The 17,697-nt window shown below is 34.2% G+C and carries 15 protein-coding genes and 1 tRNA gene; 10 read left to right on the forward strand and 6 right to left on the reverse strand.

Translation table 11 applies throughout. The features are described from left to right. Positions 1-83: 83 nt before the first annotated feature. The 6 genes from HNQ00_RS13710 to HNQ00_RS13735 all read left to right on the forward strand — a co-directional run bounded on the left by HNQ00_RS13710 (position 84) and on the right by HNQ00_RS13735 (position 6,262). Positions 84-1,196: an NAD(P)/FAD-dependent oxidoreductase gene (locus HNQ00_RS13710; RefSeq protein ID WP_173839069.1), complete on the forward strand. Its 1,113-nt coding sequence runs from the start codon at positions 84-86 to the stop codon at positions 1,194-1,196. Beyond that, positions 1,196-1,939, forward strand: a complete 744-nt coding sequence (gene mtgA, locus HNQ00_RS13715; protein ID WP_173839070.1) for a monofunctional biosynthetic peptidoglycan transglycosylase — start codon at positions 1,196-1,198, stop codon at positions 1,937-1,939. The genes HNQ00_RS13710 and mtgA overlap by 1 nt, the downstream gene beginning before the upstream one ends. Beyond that, positions 1,940-2,872, forward strand: a complete 933-nt coding sequence (locus HNQ00_RS13720; RefSeq protein WP_173839071.1) for a lipid A deacylase LpxR family protein — start codon at positions 1,940-1,942, stop codon at positions 2,870-2,872. Between the two features lie 27 nt (positions 2,873-2,899). Then, on the forward strand, positions 2,900-3,739 hold the full coding sequence (locus tag HNQ00_RS13725; RefSeq protein ID WP_173839072.1) for a helix-turn-helix domain-containing protein: 840 nt from the start codon (positions 2,900-2,902) through the stop codon (positions 3,737-3,739). 203 nt (positions 3,740-3,942) lie between these two features. Beyond that, entirely contained in the window at positions 3,943-5,445 is a 1,503-nt protein-coding gene (locus tag HNQ00_RS13730) for an aldehyde dehydrogenase family protein (protein ID WP_173839073.1), read from the forward strand. 316 nt (positions 5,446-5,761) lie between these two features. Further along, complete coding sequence (locus tag HNQ00_RS13735) at positions 5,762-6,262, forward strand: GreA/GreB family elongation factor (protein WP_173839136.1); 501 nt, start codon at positions 5,762-5,764, stop codon at positions 6,260-6,262. A 217-nt stretch (positions 6,263-6,479) separates the two neighbouring features. Here HNQ00_RS13735 and HNQ00_RS13740 read toward each other — a convergent pair whose 3' ends face one another. Continuing rightward, positions 6,480-8,297 carry an ATP-dependent nuclease gene (locus tag HNQ00_RS13740; RefSeq protein ID WP_173839074.1) on the reverse strand — a complete coding sequence of 606 codons (1,818 nt, stop codon included), beginning with the start codon at positions 8,295-8,297 and terminating at the stop codon, positions 6,480-6,482. A gap of 372 nt (positions 8,298-8,669) precedes the next feature. Beyond that, positions 8,670-10,430 carry a reverse transcriptase domain-containing protein gene (locus HNQ00_RS13745; RefSeq protein ID WP_173839075.1) on the reverse strand — a complete coding sequence of 587 codons (1,761 nt, stop codon included), beginning with the start codon at positions 10,428-10,430 and terminating at the stop codon, positions 8,670-8,672. Positions 10,431-10,687: 257 nt separating this feature from the next. Between HNQ00_RS13745 and HNQ00_RS13750 the strand changes: the two genes are divergently transcribed. After that, positions 10,688-11,650: a BT4734/BF3469 family protein gene (locus tag HNQ00_RS13750; RefSeq protein WP_173839076.1), complete on the forward strand. Its 963-nt coding sequence runs from the start codon at positions 10,688-10,690 to the stop codon at positions 11,648-11,650. A gap of 127 nt (positions 11,651-11,777) precedes the next feature. On the opposite strand, the gene HNQ00_RS13755 is transcribed toward HNQ00_RS13750, so the two are convergent. Further along, positions 11,778-11,851, reverse strand: a tRNA-Ala gene (locus tag HNQ00_RS13755). 117 nt (positions 11,852-11,968) lie between these two features. On the opposite strand from HNQ00_RS13755, the gene HNQ00_RS13760 reads away from it, so the two are divergent. The 3 genes from HNQ00_RS13760 (at position 11,969) to HNQ00_RS13770 (ending at position 14,149) form a co-directional block, all read left to right on the forward strand. Continuing rightward, positions 11,969-12,736: an enoyl-CoA hydratase/isomerase family protein gene (locus HNQ00_RS13760; RefSeq protein ID WP_173839077.1), complete on the forward strand. Its 768-nt coding sequence runs from the start codon at positions 11,969-11,971 to the stop codon at positions 12,734-12,736. Positions 12,737-12,915: 179 nt separating this feature from the next. Next, positions 12,916-13,368 carry a 6-pyruvoyl trahydropterin synthase family protein gene (locus HNQ00_RS13765; RefSeq protein ID WP_173839078.1) on the forward strand — a complete coding sequence of 151 codons (453 nt, stop codon included), beginning with the start codon at positions 12,916-12,918 and terminating at the stop codon, positions 13,366-13,368. A 22-nt stretch (positions 13,369-13,390) separates the two neighbouring features. Beyond that, positions 13,391-14,149 (forward strand): UDP-2,3-diacylglucosamine diphosphatase, encoded by a 759-nt coding sequence (locus HNQ00_RS13770; protein ID WP_173839079.1) that lies wholly within the window; start codon positions 13,391-13,393, stop codon positions 14,147-14,149. Here HNQ00_RS13770 and HNQ00_RS13775 read toward each other — a convergent pair. From HNQ00_RS13775 to recJ, 3 genes are all read right to left on the reverse strand, one after another. Next, complete coding sequence (locus HNQ00_RS13775; RefSeq protein WP_173839080.1) at positions 14,146-14,502, reverse strand: hypothetical protein; 357 nt, start codon at positions 14,500-14,502, stop codon at positions 14,146-14,148. The genes HNQ00_RS13770 and HNQ00_RS13775 overlap by 4 nt on opposite strands. 134 nt (positions 14,503-14,636) lie before the next feature. Further along, positions 14,637-15,920, reverse strand: a complete 1,284-nt coding sequence (locus HNQ00_RS13780; protein ID WP_173839081.1) for an MFS transporter — start codon at positions 15,918-15,920, stop codon at positions 14,637-14,639. After that, a complete protein-coding gene (gene recJ / locus HNQ00_RS13785) occupies positions 15,910-17,607 on the reverse strand; it encodes a single-stranded-DNA-specific exonuclease RecJ (RefSeq protein ID WP_173839082.1) in 1,698 nt (565 codons plus the stop codon). Before recJ ends, HNQ00_RS13780 begins: the two co-directional genes overlap by 11 nt. Positions 17,608-17,697 lie beyond the last annotated feature (90 nt).

A 17,697-nucleotide genomic window follows, 5' to 3' on the forward strand; every position in this document is an offset into this window, starting at 1 on the left:
TAAATCGGGCTTGAGGATTTTGTTAAGTATTTCTAAATGTTAGTTTTTGCGTTTAAAATATTATTTTTATAAAAAATTAGGGCATGAATTTAAGTTATTGGGAATTAAAAAATTGGTTTTCTAATGTAGATTATACCATTGTAGGAAGCGGGATTGTAGGCTTGCACGCTGCCTTACGCTTACGCGAAAGATTCCCAAATAGCAAGATTTTACTGCTAGAGAAAGGCGTGCTTCCGCAAGGGGCAAGTACAAAGAATGCTGGTTTTGCATGTTTTGGTAGCCTTTCAGAAATCATGGATGACTTAAAATCACACTCTGAAGAAGAGGTCGTCTCTTTAATCGAAAAGAGATGGAGGGGTTTGCAAATGCTGCGTAAAAATCTGGGTGATGATACGATAGATTTCAAACCCTTTGGTGGGTACGAACTATTTACAGAACAAGACGAAAGTTTGTTTCAGGAGTGCTTGCGTGCTTTACCATTTGTAAACGAAATTCTAAGACCTCTTTTTAAAGCAAATGTCTTTAATAAAGAAGTTGATCGGTTTAGTTTTAAGGGTACAAACGAGTATTTAATTTTCAATCCATTTGAAGGGCAAATTGATACTGGGAACATGATGGAGGCACTGCTTAAAAAAGCCCACGCTGCTAACATTTTAATTTTGAATCAACAGACGGTCATTTCTTATGCTGATAAAGAAAATACTGTCGAAGTCGCTTTGAAGGATTTTAGTTTTTATACGAATAAGTTGTTGTTTGCTACAAATGGATTTTCGAACCAAATTACAAATGGCGCTGTTAAACCGGCAAGAGCTCAAGTAGTGATTACCGAACCGATTAAGAATCTAGATATCAAGGGAACGTTTCATTTAGATAAAGGCTATTATTATTTTCGAAATATAGGCGATCGCATTTTACTAGGCGGTGGTAGAAACCTCAATTTTGATGCTGAAACCACCACAGAATTTGGTCAAACAGAAATTATACAAAACCGATTGGAACAACTATTAAAAGAAGTAATTTTGCCCGAGCAAGATTTTAAAATTGCACACCGCTGGAGTGGTATCATGGGAATAGGCAATAGCAAGAATCCTATTGTTTCACAGCTGTCAAATAATGTTTATTGTGGTGTGAGACTAGGAGGAATGGGTGTTGCAATAGGAAGTTTAATAGGACAAGAATTAGCAGATTTAATATAATGGGAATAAAAGTTAGGCCTACAAATAGTAGTAAAAGGAAAACAAGTAAATCATCAGGTAGTTTTATGAAAAGCATTAGGACATTTATTTTAAAATTTTTTCTGTTCGGTATCGGGTTGTCGGTATTTTTTGTTGTGCTTTTTAAATTTGTCCCTGTTCATTTTACGCCCTTGATGGTTATTCGCGCTTTCGAACATAAAAAAGCGGGTAAAGAAGCTGTTTTTAGTCACGATTGGGAACCACTAGAAAACATCTCAGTTAATTTACAAAAAGCGGTTATCGCTAGTGAAGATGGGAATTTCTTGAACCACAATGGTTTTGATTTTATAGCCTTACAAAAAGCCTATAAAAACAACTCCCGAGGAAAAAACATCAAAGGAGGAAGCACGATTTCGCAACAAACGGCAAAAAATGTCTTTTTATGGCAAGGACGTAGCTACTTACGTAAAGGTCTTGAGGCTTATTTTACAGTTTTAATTGAGCTAATCTGGGGAAAAGAACGCATCATGGAAGTGTATTTAAATAGCATTGAAATGGGAGATGGTGTCTATGGAGCACAAGCTGCTGCAGAGCACTGGTACCGTAAAGGCGCTGCTAATCTTACCCCTTTACAAGCAGCTGGAATTGCTGCAATATTGCCTAATCCGCGCCGTTTTACTGCTACAAGTTCGTCTAGTTATATCAATAATAGAAAAACAAAAATTGTACGTGTCATGCGCACAGTTGGTAAAATTAACTACTAAATGCATAGTAAATATCGCTTTCTAGCACTACTGTTTCTGTTGGCTTATGCCTCACATTCGCAAAGTACAAATGCTGAAGTGGGTATCATAACTGACAATGACTTGTATACTTCCTCTAAATACGACATGTATTATACTAACGGTTTAGAGTTATTTTATAAAAAGACTATTGCAAATGATAATAGCAATGTATACAAGCAAACGCTAGGATTCAAGTTAGGGCAATACATTTACACACCGCGATTTATAGACACGCCTGACGAGGCAATCATGGACCGTCCTTATGCGGGCTATTTGTTTGGAGAAATTGCGAGTTCGATATTCTACAAGAAGGAATCTGTATTGAGTTTGGATTTCCGTTTGGGGTATTTGGGTCCTAATGCCTTTGGTAGGGAAACGCAAAAAGGCTTTCATGATCTCATAGGGTACAAAGAAGTCTTTGGTTGGGATAGCCAAATACAAAATGCTCTGGCAGTTCAAGCGCATGTTCTTTTTTCGAAAAAAATAGTGCAAAGTGTTAGTAGTGACTTTGTTGATTTCCATTTTAAATCAGAAGCTAGTTTGGGAACCTTATTCACAGGCGTGTCTACCGGATTAGTAAGTAGAATAGGTTTTAAAAAATTAGCAGCAGTTTACGATTCTAATTTATATGGCGGTGCTGTAGGGAGTTCAGTTAGTGAATTTTACTTTTATATCGCACCAAGCATCAATTACCAAGTCTATGATGCCACCATTCAAGGGAGTATGTTTATTGACAATAGCCCGGTTACGTTTAAACTAGTTCCATGGCGTTTTAATGGTGAGGCAGGTTTTAAGTATCGAAAGAATAATTGGAATCTATCCTATATTTTTATGTATCGTGGTCGCGAATTACACCATCCTACAAATTCAGGTTATTTTTACGGATCCATTGGAGTTTCGTATTTATTGTAACTCACAACAATCAAGAAAGAAGATGTCATGGCAATAGAAAACATTCCAGAGGTTTATATAAAAGAGAAAGAAGTAAATAGCGGCTTACTCGTGTATGATTTTAAAATGACGAGCGATGTTGTAAAAAGCAAGGTAAACTTGAGCATGAACATGTTCAGCTTTTTGCAAGTAGGGAAGAAGCAAGTCCACTTTGGGGATACTTCAATTGCGGTCAACAGCCAGCAATCGCTACTATTAAAAAAGGGAAACTGGTTGTGGACTGAATTATTAGACACAGAAACGATTTATTACTGCAAGCTGTTCTTTTTTTCGGAACACCAACTTTTAAAATTTTTAAAAAAGCATACAAAAAATACACAGCCGTACACAAATGAGGTAGCCTACTTTGTTATAGAGAATGATGATTATATAGGGTCGTTCTTGAACTCGCTTTCTATTCTTCATCTGGATAATTCAGCGTATAGTGCTAATTTATTAGAGATAAAATTTGAGGAAATTATGCTGTACCTTCTAGCAAAGTACAAAGGGGCATTTGAGGATTTCTTACATTCTTTAATCTCTAACGAAGTTTCGCCATTTAAAAATGTGATAGAGAGTAATGTCTATTCGAACCTAAAACTAGAAGAGATTGCGTTTTTATGCAATATGAGTTTGTCTACCTTCAAGCGTCATTTTACTTTAGAATACAAAGAAGCACCTGGAAAGTGGTTGCAAGACAAGCGTCTTCAAAGAGCCAAAGATTTATTGCAAGAAGGAGTCTTAAAACCTTCAGACATTTATTTAGATGCGGGTTATAACAACCTGTCTAACTTTAGTATAGCCTTCAAAAATAAATTTGGAATAAGTCCAGTGGATATTTTGCAATAGCGCGATTATTTTTAAAACACTGAAAAACAATTAAATACTATTTTTATTCGAATAAAAAGTAGCTGAGTTGGACTTTTTGGACTGTTTTCATAAGTTTTTGAACCGTATTGGTAATCAGATTGGTTTTGTGTATTGATACCTTTGCCTTGTAATTAAAACAAAGCGTTTTTAAAACGATTATAACAAATTAAATACAAACAGATATGGCAAATGTAACAAAACCGGACTTTAAAGAAAGATACGGAAATTTTATTGGAGGTAAATTTGTTGATCCAGTTAAAGGACAATATTTTGATAATATTTCACCAGTAGATGGTAAAGTATTTACGCAAGCAGCACGTTCAACACAAGAAGATATAGACTTAGCACTAGATGCTGCACACGAAGCTTTTCCGTCATGGAGTACTTCATCAGCAACAGAGCGTAGCAACGCCTTATTGAAAATTGCGCAAGTGATGGAAGATAACGCAGAATACTTAGCAACACTAGAAACAATTGACAACGGAAAACCTATTCGTGAGTCACGTGCAGCAGATATTCCTTACTGTATAGATCACTTCCGTTATTTTGCAGGAGTAATTCGTGCAGACGAAGGAACAATTGCTGAGCATGATAAAAACACTGTAAGTATCGTATTGCACGAGCCTATTGGAGTAGTGGGAGAAATCATTCCATGGAATTTCCCAATGTTAATGTTAGCTTGGAAAGTAGCACCAGCATTAGCTGCAGGATGTACTGCAGTAGTAAAACCAGCAGAACAAACACCTACAAGTGTGATTATGTTAATGGAATTAATTGGAGATTTATTGCCTCCAGGAGTTTTAAACATTGTAACAGGTTTTGGTGCAGAAGCAGGTCAAGCACTAGCAACTTCAAAAAGAATCGCTAAATTATCTTTTACAGGTTCAACAGCTACAGGACAGAAAGTATACCACAATGCAGCCGAAAATATTATTCCAGTAACAATGGAATTAGGAGGTAAATCACCTAATATTTTCTTCCCATCTGTAGCAGCTCATGATGATGATTTCTTTAGTAAATCAATCGAAGGAGCGTTGATGTTTGCTTTAAATCAAGGGGAGATTTGTACTGCTCCAACAAGAATTTTAGTACATGAAGACATCGTTGATCTTTTTATCGAAAAAATGAAAGTGAGACTAAAAGCAATCAAAACAGGAAATCCTTTAGACCCAGAAACAATGATTGGTTCTCAAGTATCTAAACCACAATACGAAAAAATCCTAAACTATATCAACATTGGTAAAGAAGAAGGTGCTGAAGTAATTGCTGGTGGTGGAGCAGGAAACTATGAAGGAGAACTTTCTGAGGGGTACTATATCCAACCTACAGTTCTTAAAGGAAATAACAAAATGCGTATCTTCCAAGAAGAGATTTTTGGGCCAGTTGTAGCATTAACAACATTCAGTACTACTGAAGAAGCAATCGAAATCGCAAACGATACTCCTTACGGATTAGGAGCAGGAGTTTGGTCTCGTGATGCACATGAGTTATACCAAGTTCCACGTGCTATTCAAGCAGGTAGAGTATGGGTGAATCAATACCACACTTACCCAGCTCACGCACCATTTGGTGGAGTAAAAGAGTCAGGTTTTGGACGCGAGAATCACAAAATGGCGTTAGACCATTACCGTGTTGTAAAAAACATGTTGATCTCATACGATAAAAAACCAATGGGTTTCTTTTAATCTAAAAGAACTCAAATACATTTTTAAAACCCCGGATATTCCGGGGTTTTTTTGTTGCTACTATTTTCGTTTTACGGTTTTAAACCGCTAAAGTTTTCTTAAAGATGGCGCCATTGTTACAGTCAAAAAAAGGATATTTTGTAACTTAGTATTATAGGCCAATACGCTAATGTAATGTGATAATCATTAAGTTATGCTGAGGTTGATAGATAAAATTAGTAATGAAAAACTAGTAGGTATCGAATGTTGTTCTTGTTTAAAAATTAACCACAAATACATTGAACGGAGCGATACTAGTAGTAGAAAAATAGAAAATATGAGCAGAGGATTTGTAAAAGAAAACGATCAAGAAGAAATTCCAATGGTTCCACCTAGAGCTGATTTACCTGACGGAATGGTGAACTACGTAACACAAAACGGAATGGACGAATTACTCCTGGAAAAAGAAACGTTGTTACACGAAATAGAAACAGTAGCAAACACGGATGAAAACGAAAGACGCATTACAGTAAATTATATAAACGCTAAAATTCAATTGCTGAATCAGAGAATCGCGACTGCAAAAGTAGTTGACTTAAGCAAGCAACCGCATGACGAAATACGATTTGGCGCCCTCATAAGCATGCAAATAGGCACCGATAAAAAGATTCAAAAGTACCAAATAGTAGGAGTAGACGAAGCAAATATCGCCAAAGGCAAGATTTCGTTTATCTCACCCATAGCAAGAATCTTAATCAATAAAAAAGTAGGTGATGTAGCCGTGTTGAAATTAGCTACAGAAGATAGGGAGTTTAAGATTTTGGGTATTGGGTATTGAAAAAAAAGCCTTATCTCTGTAAGGCTTGATTTTTAATATAGCATGTACTGAATAAACATTCACTAAGTTTTTTATAAGAAATACTAGATTATTTATAAGACGCAGATTTTATAAATATTATTTAATAATGGTTGAAATATATTATCTGCATTATGAATTTAGTAGAACTGTAATAAGTGTTAAATATTAAAATTTCGATATTAATACCTTCTAATGTTTAATCTTGTTTTTCTATGATATCTTGCAAAAACTTTACTTTAATTTTATCCGTATTTTGGAGCAAATCAACATTTCCATAACCTTTTGCAAGTTTCCCTATTAAAACACCTAACACAGTCTTTCCATATCGATATCTTTCCACATTGTTATCGTATAGCTCTTGTAATTCTTTAATTGTATTTGAATTACTGAACTTAAATAATTCACCCCTATTCTCATATTCCCTTCTTTTTTGTTCCATCTTATTATATAGTTTATCCATTGATTTACCTTTCGTTTCAAGTGTGGATTCACTTATTAGTTGTTCAATTGTTTCAACAGTGAAATTTGGATACAAACTAAAAATGTGTTGAGTATTAATAAAGTAATTTTCTAAATCATATCCAGAAGTTTGAAATAAATGGTATTTGACTATTCCTAATTTATTTAAATTTGTTAACCTTTCTTTTACTCTATCTTTATCAAATTCGTCGTTATCATAAATATCACTATCTCGATGAAAAATTATATCTGTTAATTCTGGTTTGTCGGTTAGTTTTATTTTACAAGATTGCATAGCCGCTAAAAGGTTTGAGCGACTTTCATATGATATAAATTCGGTTGTAGTCATATCATAATTTTGAATTTCACAAATTTTCTTTATATAAGTTAAGTCTTTGTCTTCCGATAAAACTAATATTTTAGTATTACTTTTTAGCTTGCTTAATTCTTCAGCTTTTTTTTCTGCTGATTGTCTTAATTCAACTTCTTTTGAAATATATTCTGTAATTATGGGCAGTAAACCAACCTCTTTATCGAATATTTGAATGTCGTCTACATTTACAGAATTTAATTTTGTGCCAATATTTTCACTTTCTGATTTTACTAAATATAGATTTGTTTTAGTTGTGAAATCTTTAGCTAAAGAATAAAACGCAGGGGAGTGAGTGTTTATAAAAATTTGTAAATCATCTGAAAAATTTGCAAAAATTTTAGAGAGTTTAAATGCATTACCCATTTCCATATTGTTCTCAGGTTCCTCAAAGCCCCATATTGTGTCAGGATTTATTACTGCTCTCCCTGCAATTGATTTGTAGTGATTTGCAATAAATTTTAAGATGATTGGAATGTGTTGAGCTTTTATTCCATCTCCTCTTTTGTTTAATGAAATCATCGCTCCACCTTTATTTAATGAAAAATCAAGAGTAGAAAACAATAGTTTAAAGTCTGAGGGCATTCCAATTTGGCTTGAATAACCAAGCTCTGTTGTAATGTTTTTTACTAACAGTTCCACTTGTGTTTTTAACCCGTCTACAAATTTTTCAGAAGCATCGTTAAATGCGCTTGGATTTATTTCACTGAGAGCATCATGTAAGTCACCCATTAAATAATTAAAATACTCTGATCCTCTTATTGCAGGTACATATTTAAATTTAATTTTCTTAACCCATTGTAATGTACCACTTCTTCCTGAAGGCTCTTTTCCGCTTTGAGTTTTTATTTCATTTATGGAAAGACCTTCTTTTCTCCAAATTTTTGTCCATACCATATTCTCTTTGTCTTTAAATCTGGTAGGTCTTTGAAAAGTAATTTTAATTTTCACTTCCTCTGCTTTTTTGTTGGGAGTATTTGCGTATTTCGAAAAATCATCACTAAATCGAAATGGGCAACCAATTTCTGTTTCCCCATTAAAAAACAGATTTAATGCTTTTAGAAAATTTGATTTACCAATATCGTTCTGTCCTACTATTATATTTAGTTGATTAGGATTCAGGCCTTTATCAAGCTTAACGATAGATCGAAAATTATTTATTTCGATGGAATTTATTATTATCATTATCTATGTTATATAATTTGGTTTAAAATTTGAATATTTTATTTTTATCACAATTGATCTTAATTCATCGAAATTTACAGGGTTGTATTTCTATTGTCAAAGTTCAAAAGTTAGACTTTATTTACTATAAATATACATATCAATAATTTTAAAGACTCTTATCATGATAGATTTCCCTATGAGTTCCAGTAGGTATTAAAGCTAGACAAAATTCTTTTCAAAGACAATCTAATATTCTATTTCAAAAACATTTTTAATTTTGAATAATTATGATTATTTAAAGTTTGTAAATATCCATGTTTGTTTCAGTTTCAGATTGTTTTTGCCATTATATAATTTTACGTAATCCTAATTTTTAGAATTGTATTTACTCTATTTATATTTTAAGAAATTATAGTAACTATAGGCCGATCCATTGTAATTCTTTCTTTCTTTAAATTCTTTAATATTAGATTTTTTAATAATATCCTTTAAAGAATTGTTTAATCTAACTATTTGGTGATTTCTCTTTTGATCTAAATATCTAAGTTGTCTAGAAACAATTCTATTCCTTTTTAAGGTTTTAAATCCATTGGTCCAACAAAGCCCTTGTTCAAGTGGACTTTTATGGTTGTATATTTTTATTCTACCAACTGACATAGAAATTAGCCTATGCTCTAAACTTGAAATAATTTGACGTTTAGACCATCTTGAATTATCGTTTCTTACTTTTTGGTAGTGCTTTAGTTTGCCCAAATTAATTATTATTTTCTCTGTCTCTGAAACTTGTTTTTTAACTTCTTTTATAATTGTTTTTTTTCTAACCCTAATTTTTCCATCAAAATTAATTTGGTAACCTACAAAGGATAACCAAGGGATATTTGTGTTCAAAATGTTTTTATCTGCCCAACAATATGGCAATTTTGATTTAGATTCATTCCAAAAATATTGACTATCATTTTTGTAATTTACATTTTCTATTGGTAGATGATGTAGGAGGAAATTAGTTTTCAAACTTGCAGTAAATGCTTCTAATGCTAATTGACAGTTTAACTTTTCATTATGTAGTAAAATCATATCGTCACAATATCTTATATAAAAGATGTCCTTAACAGCTGAAAAAACTTTTTCGTCTACGTCGTGTAAAATTAAATTTGCGACAAAACAAGAGATCGCATTGCCTTGTGGAACCCCTAATAAATTATCATTGCAATATGTATCGCCAAATTCATCATTCAATTCTTTTTCCGCCCAACCGAAAACACCTACTGGCAGATTGTTTTCTTTAAACCATTCTAAGTTGTTGTTTAGTTTTATAATATTATTTTGGAATGAATAAGATTTTAAAAAAGACTTAAATAAAATTACCGATTTTGGATCAATAGTTTTTTTGCTAACCTCTTCTATCTCTTTTGCTATTTTATTAAAGACTTCTAATAAGTGATTATGATTTACAATATCAAAAAATTTCTGAATGTCGCATTCGGCAACCCATAATCCTTTACTTTTTTTTCTTTTTTCGGCTATTTTATCTATACAGTCGTGGTGAGAAGGAATTTTTTTTCTTTCTGCATTATAAGCTCTAAACGCATAAGAGCAATCTAAAAAATGCTTATCAAAAAAACGGATAAAATATTTAGCTGTTATAGAACAAATTATCTTTGATTTTAAATCATAAACCGCGATTGGTCTGTATGTGATTTTACCTGCTTTTTCATCTTTCTTTATTCCTGTTATTTTTGGTGGACTCAAATCATATTTTAAACTTTCAATGTTTAAAATCTCAGTTTGAATTTCTTCAGCAAATGAAATTAGTTTATTGTACCAAATTGGAGGTTGTATTATATTTAGCTCAATATCTTTTTTGGTTTTTTTATAAGAATTGAAAAGTCTTAATTGATTAGTCTTTAAGCTATTTGTACATAATTTTCTTTCATTTCGGTATAGTTTTTTCCACTTTCTTCTAGAAGGAAACATTTCTGAAATTTGAATAAATAAATCCTTCTGTTGAGAAGAATAAATGTTGTTACTCCTTTCATGTATACTAAAGTTTCTGACCATATGTAAATCATGTCTTTTACCAGCTTCTTTCGCTCGGTATTTACATAAAATTTGTACGATTTTTTCTTCTTCGAAATATTTATCTAATTGCATAATAAAAAGGCGTAGCAGTTGTAATTAAATGTGAAGATAGAAATAAAAATGTATCCAATAAGCTTAAAAAATACATTGAGCCAAAAAATATCTCAGGACCTATAGGCTTTTGGATTATTCGGTAATCACTAATTATAAATTAATAAGTTCCCTAGACTTAAGTGTCACCCTGATACATGAATGCCGCAGACAAAACGAATAATGTTTGTACACTCTTACTACGCCTTTTGCGCAAATATATGTATTTTTGTTAAACTATGATGGCACTTTCAGAAATACAAATTACAAGTTTCGACAATATGAAATCGTCGAAGGCAACTACTATTCCTTTGTTTCAAGAGTTTGGAAACATTAAGAGAGGTAAATATAAAGATTTGATAGTTAAATGTAGAGATGCTGTTGCAAAAAATGATAAAACTCTATATACATTCTTAAAAAGTCAACTACCTGCAGTAACATTTTGCGGTACATTTGACTCGGGTAGAAAAGCTAATGACATTAGTGGTTATAATAACTTAATGATTATTGATATAGACAATATGAATGAGAGTTGGTTGAGCCAAATTAAACTAGATATGCAAAGTGATAGTTATGTGATGGCATTATGGCTCTCACCTTCTGGATTAGGTTTGAAAGGGATAGTTAAAATAGATAGTGATGTTACTAGACATAAATATGTTTTTAATGCTCTCCGTATTTATTTCTTAAATAAATATAATATAGAACTTGATAAAAGTGGTAGTGATGTTTCTAGGTTATGTTTTTCATCGTGGGATAAAAATTTTTTCTTTAATGAAAAATCAGAAATCTTTACTGATTTCTTAGAAATAGAAGAACCTAGTGCTAATAGGAAATCTGCTAAATTACCCAAGGAGGTTTTAGTTGAAAGAAATGCTTTTGCTACAGAAGGATTCAACAAAGTGGGAGACACTAAAGTTATTAAACAAATTATTAGATTTTTGAATAAAAATGATTTATCCATTACAGAAACATACGATGATTGGGTAAAAGTCGCTTTAGGTATCTCACAGGTTTTTAGTTATGATGTAGGTGAAAAGCTATTTTTGCAAATATGTACTTTTGATAAAGAAAGGCATTCAGATGAGAAATCAGTTTTACTTTTAAAATATTGTTATCGTAAAAGACAGTATCAAACAAATAACAATATATCTATATCAACTATAATCTATTTTGCAAAGCTTAAAGGTTTTGTAATTTAATATTGAAGGATATATCTATTTTAATACAAGCATCAATATCGACTATAGCAACTTTAAATTTAATATCTTTTTGCTGTCAACTAAATTAAAAAACCGTAAATCTAAACAAGACTTACGGTTTTGAAAGTGGAGAATACCGGATTCGAACCGGTCACCTCTTGCCTGCCAGGCAAGCACTCTAGCCAAATGAGCTAATCCCCCAAGAGAGTCGCAAATATAGTATTATTTACTATTCAAAAAACAAATTGGGCAACAACTTTCTAAAGCGGTATTCTTTGCCATCTTCTTTAAAATACTAACTTTACAATAAAAAATAAAATGACAGCAGCATCAACAGCAGGTACGCTTACTACAACCATTCAGGATAAAATCGCAACAGTACAATTTGCGCATCCCGCCAGCAATTCTTTCCCCCGTCAATTGCTAGATGCGGTGACAAATGCCTTGAATGAATTGAGTACAAATGATGCTGTGTCTGTTATTATTTTACGCAGTGAAGGCGAAGGTGCTTTTTGTGCAGGAGCTTCTTTTGACGAACTCTTAGCGGTTTCAAATTTGGAGCAAGGAACTACTTTTTTCTCCGGTTTTGCAAATCTAATTAATGCCATGCGCAGCTGCTCTAAGATTATTGTGGGTCGCATTCACGGTAAAGCCGTAGGTGGTGGTGTAGGGATTGCCGCCGCTTGTGACTATGCATTTGCCACTACAAAAGCGGCTGTAAAACTCTCTGAGCTTGCCATTGGGATTGGTCCCTTTGTGATTGAGCCTGCCGTGAGTCGCAAGATAGGCAAGACCGCCATGACCCAAATGACCCTTGCTGCACATGAATGGAAAACGCCAGAGTGGGCTTTAGAAAAAGGATTGTTTGCTAAAGTACTAGACGATCAAACCGAATTAGATATTGATTTGGCTCACTTTACCACTAAACTCGCATCTTACAATCCAGAGGCTTTAAGCCAAATGAAAAAGATTATCTGGGAAGGAACAAGTGATTGGGATACACTTTTACTAGATAGAGCTGCTATTTCAGGCGAGTTAGTGCTTTCTGAATTTACAAAAAACGCACTAAACCAGTTCAAGAAGTAACCCTTTTTTTAGGAGCTATTTCCTGCTATCCGTTGCAATCTTTTCCTTTTTTAAAGAAAAAAAAGGAAAAGGATTTCTACTACTATCAGGGCTAAAACTCCCTGCACTAAAGGAAAGACAAGATTTCCAATTCATATCTCAGAGCAATTGACTAAATTTACACTCAAAATTATATCCAGATGAGCAATATCAGAATTACAAAACAATTTAACTTCGAAACCGGTCACGCCCTTTATGGATACGACGGAAAATGTAAAAATGTTCACGGACACAGCTACAAATTATCAGTAACCGTTATTGGGACACCTATTACAAATAGAAACGATGTAAAATTCGGAATGGTAATCGATTTCTCGGACTTAAAGAAAATTGTAAAAGAAGAAATTGTAGACCAATTTGATCACGCCACTGTTTTTAATGAAACAACGCCTCACGTAGAGCTAGCCGAAGAACTTAAAAAACGCGGACACCATGTGATTTTAGTTGATTACCAACCTACAAGTGAAAACATGGTAATTGATTTTGCCGAGAGAATTAAAGCCAGACTACCACAAGGAATCAAACTTTTTGCCTTGAAATTGCAAGAAACAGAATCGTCATTTGCTGAATGGTACGCTAGCGATAATCTATAATCCCAATTGACACTCTAGTTTCATGAAACTACCTAATAATAAAAAAGTATACTTCGCTTCTGATCAACATTTTGGAGCGCCTACGCCTGAATTAAGTGCTCCTAGAGAGAAGAAATTTGTGGCTTGGCTTGATGAGGTGAAACGAGACGCCGAAGCCATTTTTATAGTAGGCGATTTATTTGACTTTTGGTTTGAATACAAAACTGTGGTACCTAAAGGTTTTGTACGTGTGCTAGGCAAACTAGCCGAAATTCGCGATAGCGGCATCCCAATTTACTTCTTTGTAGGAAACCACGATTTGTGGATGGACGGTTATTTCGAAAAAGAATTAAATATTCCTGTGTATCATGATAATCAGGAATACACTTTTGGAGATAAAACTTTTCTCGTAGGCCACGGCGACGGAAAAGGTCCTGGGGACATGGGCTATAAACGCATGAAAAAAGTATTTACAAATCCGTTTTCTAAATGGCTTTTTCGCTGGTTGCATCCTGATATTGGAGTTGGATTAGCGCAATATCTTTCAGTGAAAAACAAATTAATTTCTGGTGACGATGATGTTACTTATTTAGGAGAAGAAAACGAATGGTTAATAATCTACGCCAAGAAAAAACTCGAAACCAAACACTACAATTACCTTGTTTTTGGACACCGCCATTTGCCTATGAAAGTAACCGTAGGCGAAAATGCCGAATATGTGAATCTAGGCGATTGGATTACTTATTTTACTTATGGCGTTTTTGATGGCGATACTTTCGAAATAAAAAAATACGAAAACTAGTTCATCCCTTCACCAAACAAATATTCATCCAAATCTATTTTGAACAACGTACCTTCGACAAGATCTTTAATAGATTTTAATTCCTTCATAGATACAGCTAAGTCAATTTGAGCACAAGGGGTTTTCAATAGAAATTTATGGCAATCATTTTTTAACTCACATTCCTCGCAACATTTATTAATAGCGTAGCTTTCGTCAATGCAGCATCGAAAAAGTTTCAATTCTTGTCGGCTAAAATAAAAGCCTGTTTCTCTAAAAATCAATTGCACTTTATCACTTAATATTTCGTTCTCTTTTCTCCAGAAAAAAGAAGTTCCTGCATCGTTGTAATATATCTGTTTCATTTCGTTCATGATCGTCTCGTTTAAAACAAATATAATAATTATTTAGATTTGTTCTAAATAAAACTAACTAAAAAAAGCATAAAAAAGTCGGTAAGCAATTTTATAATGCACTACCGACGTTTTTTTATTTCGAATAAAGACTTTTACACTTCGTTTTCGTGCTCTTCTAAATCTTTAGTAAGATCAAGCTTTCTAAAAGTAGGAGAGACAATTCCAGTAGTCAAGACTACAAATAACGTCATGCTTCCTCCAAATACTACTGCGGTAACCGTTCCCATTAATTTGGCTGTCAATCCGCTTTCAAAAGCACCTAGTTCGTTTGACGACCCCACAAACATAGAGTTCACTGAAGAGACGCGTCCGCGCATGTGATCTGGTGTTTTTAGTTGTAAAATAGTCTGTCTAATAACAACTGAAATTCCGTCAAAAACACCGCTAAAAAATAGGGCTAGTAACGATACCCAAAATAAGGTAGACAAACCAAATACGATAATACAAACACCAAAAGCAAAGATCGCTGATAGCAACTTTATTCCCGCATTTTTACTTAACGGTACATACGCTGTGATTAGCATGGTGATAAAAGCACCTACAGCAGGGGCGGCTCTCAAGAAACCAAAACCTTCGGGACCTACTTTTAAAATATCTTGTGCAAAAATGGGTAGTAAAGCAACAGCTCCTCCAAACAGGACTGCGACCATATCTAGCGTAATAGCTCCCAATACAGTTTTGTTATTGAAGACAAATTTAATCCCCTCAGACAAACTCTGCATTACAGGTTCGCCAATTTTAGGATTTAAAATAGGTTTCTTTTCTATTTGAGACAAGGTGATTAAAGCAAATAGCGAACACCCAAAAACCAAACACATAGACCAATGCACTCCAATCCAGTTGATAGAAAATCCAGCAACTGCTGGTCCTACAACAGAGGCAATTTGCCATACGGAACTACTCCAAGTAGCGGCGTTAGGATAGACCTTTTTAGGGACTAATAAGGACAGTAGCGAAAAGATAGTAGGTCCTAGAAAAGCACGAACCAATCCTCCTAAAAAGACTAGAAAGTAAATAGCATATAGAGTACTTTGTGTGTCATAACCACCAATTACTGCTGGCCAGGTTAATAAAAATAAACCAAAGCTAATGACCGAGAAAGCCAAGATACATTTAACTAGCAAACTCTTTTTCTCTTTTTGATCGACAATATGACCGGCAAACAATGCCATGGATACAGCTGGGATAACCTCCATCAAACCGATGATTCCTAATGATAAAGGATCCTTAGTGATGCTGTAGACTTCCCATTCGATCACAATAAATTGCATAGACCAGGCAAAGACCATGGCAAAACGCAACAATAAAAATATATTAAATTCCTTGTAACGCAAGGCTGCGTAAGGGTCTTTCTTTTTTACTTGATCAGCACTCATTTCGTAAACTTTTTAATCGTAATTGTGTAGTAATTGTGCCATTCCACTCATTCTCATCAATGCAATATGCGATTTCAAATGGTTGCTGGTTTTTTGTAAGTGCTATTTTATTTCCCAAACCAAAACCTATTGCAGCGAGTCCTTCTGAATTATTTTGTTTTACAAATAACCGCAGGTGTTCGTCGTCTTTACCCATCGTTTTACCATAACCGGTGTCGATTACATTTTTTGTTAAAAAGGTAGGCGTCATGTTCAGTGGTCCAAAGGGTTCGAACTGTTTTAAGATTCTAAAAAACTTAGGGGTAATATCATTGAAATCTATTTCAGCGTCAATGTCAATTTCTTGCGTTTGCATTTCGGGTTGGATAGTTTCTTTTACTTGCTTTTCGAATGCCGCCTTAAAAGCAGGATAATTTTCAGGTAAAATAGTCATTCCTGCGGCGTACATGTGGCCACCAAATTGCTCCAAATGCTCTGAACAAGCTTCAAGTGCGTTATACACATCAAATCCTTTTACAGATCTAGCCGAAGCTGCGTATTTGTCACCGCTTTTAGTAAAAACCAGGGTAGGACGGTAGTAGGTTTCGATTAATCGAGACGCTACAATACCGATCACTCCTTTATGCCAATCTTCTTGAAATACCACTGATGTGAATTTTTCTGTTTCTTGGTTCGCAATAATTTGTTCGAGCGCTTCTTTAGTAATTTGCTTGTCTAGATCTTTTCGATCAGAGTTGTATTGCTCAATTTCTGAAGCAAATTGCTGGGCTTGCTCAAAATCAAATTCGGTTAGCAATTCTACAGCATGATTGCCGTGCTTTATTCTTCCTGCCGCATTAATACGCGGGGCGATAATAAAAACAACATCGGTAATATCTAGGGTTTTCTTTTTTACTTGATGGACTAGTGCTTTAATTCCAGGTCTTGGATCCGCATTAATAACTTGCAGACCAAAGTAAGCGAGTACGCGGTTTTCTCCTGTCATAGGGACAATATCTGCGGCAATGGCGGTAGCTACTAAGTCAAGATAGGGAACTAAATCAGCGATCGTTTCACCTTTGCGACTTCCTAGTGCTTGTATGAGTTTAAATCCCACACCACAACCACAAAGTTCGTCATAAGGGTAATCACAATCAGCACGTTTAGGGTCTAAAACTGCTGCAGCGTTGGGAAGTTGGTCTCCCGGTCTGTGGTGATCGCAAATGATAAAGTCAATCTGTTTTTCTTTTGCGTAAGCGACATGATCAATAGATTTGATTCCGCAATCTAGCGCAATTATTAATGTGAAACCGTTGTCTTCGGCAAAGTCAATCCCTTTGTATGATACGCCATATCCTTCAAGATAACGATCCGGAATGTACGTGGCTATATTAGGGTAATATGATTTTAGATAAGAAGAAACCAATGATACTGCAGTAGTTCCGTCAACATCATAATCACCAAAAACAAGAATACGTTCTTGATTAGCAATCGCTTTTTCGATTCTTTCCACGGCTTTGTCCATGTCTTTCATTAAAAAAGGATCGTGTAAGTGATCTAGTGAGGGTCTAAAAAAATCTTTGGCTTCTTGAAACGTCTCCACGCCACGTTGCACTAATAAGGTAGCTACAAAATCTTCTACATGTAAGGCTTCCGCCAAATGGGTAATTTTATCTTCAGAAGGTTTTGGCTTTATGGTCCACCTCATAGTACTAGGGATTATGCTGTTTTAATAATTTATTGTTTAAAAAATATACCGCAAATTCCCAAAATAAATTAATTGCGAGTGTGCGGTAAA

It is taken from the genome of Flavobacterium aeripolare (assembly GCF_013294025.1).
Lineage (GTDB): Bacteria > Bacteroidota > Bacteroidia > Flavobacteriales > Flavobacteriaceae > Flavobacterium.

Coding starts and splice junctions, on each gene's coding strand:
- HNQ00_RS13740 (WP_173839074.1), bottom strand. CDS start 8,297: ATGATAATAATAAATTCCATCGAAATAAATAATTTTCGATCTATCGTT.
- HNQ00_RS13780 (WP_173839081.1), bottom strand. CDS start 15,920: ATGAGTGCTGATCAAGTAAAAAAGAAAGACCCTTACGCAGCCTTGCGT.
- mtgA (WP_173839070.1), top strand. CDS start 1,196: ATGGGAATAAAAGTTAGGCCTACAAATAGTAGTAAAAGGAAAACAAGT.
- HNQ00_RS13725 (WP_173839072.1), top strand. CDS start 2,900: ATGGCAATAGAAAACATTCCAGAGGTTTATATAAAAGAGAAAGAAGTA.
- HNQ00_RS13765 (WP_173839078.1), top strand. CDS start 12,916: ATGAGCAATATCAGAATTACAAAACAATTTAACTTCGAAACCGGTCAC.
- HNQ00_RS13745 (WP_173839075.1), bottom strand. CDS start 10,430: ATGCAATTAGATAAATATTTCGAAGAAGAAAAAATCGTACAAATTTTA.
- HNQ00_RS13710 (WP_173839069.1), top strand. CDS start 84: ATGAATTTAAGTTATTGGGAATTAAAAAATTGGTTTTCTAATGTAGAT.
- recJ (WP_173839082.1), bottom strand. CDS start 17,607: ATGAGGTGGACCATAAAGCCAAAACCTTCTGAAGATAAAATTACCCAT.
- HNQ00_RS13735 (WP_173839136.1), top strand. CDS start 5,762: ATGAGCAGAGGATTTGTAAAAGAAAACGATCAAGAAGAAATTCCAATG.
- HNQ00_RS13750 (WP_173839076.1), top strand. CDS start 10,688: ATGATGGCACTTTCAGAAATACAAATTACAAGTTTCGACAATATGAAA.
- HNQ00_RS13730 (WP_173839073.1), top strand. CDS start 3,943: ATGGCAAATGTAACAAAACCGGACTTTAAAGAAAGATACGGAAATTTT.
- HNQ00_RS13720 (WP_173839071.1), top strand. CDS start 1,940: ATGCATAGTAAATATCGCTTTCTAGCACTACTGTTTCTGTTGGCTTAT.
- HNQ00_RS13775 (WP_173839080.1), bottom strand. CDS start 14,502: ATGAACGAAATGAAACAGATATATTACAACGATGCAGGAACTTCTTTT.
- HNQ00_RS13760 (WP_173839077.1), top strand. CDS start 11,969: ATGACAGCAGCATCAACAGCAGGTACGCTTACTACAACCATTCAGGAT.
- HNQ00_RS13770 (WP_173839079.1), top strand. CDS start 13,391: ATGAAACTACCTAATAATAAAAAAGTATACTTCGCTTCTGATCAACAT.